The organism is Bradyrhizobium cosmicum, from assembly GCF_032290525.1.
Lineage (GTDB): Bacteria > Pseudomonadota > Alphaproteobacteria > Rhizobiales > Xanthobacteraceae > Bradyrhizobium > Bradyrhizobium cosmicum_A.
Genome location: NZ_JASXTA010000314.1, coordinates 1 through 262 on the forward strand (window position 1 = coordinate 1; position 262 = coordinate 262).

Annotated in this window: 1 protein-coding gene; it reads left to right on the top strand. The window is 72.5% G+C overall.

Going from position 1 to position 262, the window contains the following annotated elements:
- Window positions 1–262 (top strand): ADP-ribosylglycohydrolase family protein (locus QSV46_RS40090; protein ID WP_314964159.1); only part of this gene is annotated, 262 nt, incomplete at both ends.

A 262-nucleotide genomic window follows, 5' to 3' on the forward strand; every position in this document is an offset into this window, starting at 1 on the left:
GGCTTGTGGCGACGCCCTCGGCGTCCCCTACGAGTTCGGCCCGCCCCTGCACGAAACGAAGCCCGAGATGGTCGGCGGCGGCCTCGGCCCCTACGCGCCGGGTGAGTGGTCGGACGACACCCAGATGGCCATCTGCACCGCCCGCGTCACGGCTGAAGGCCCCCTCGACGACCGCGCACTCGGCCGCATCATGCGCGGCTTCCAGCACTGCCTCGACGACGGTGCGAGCGACGTCGGAAACCAGACGCGCGCCGTCCTGGCC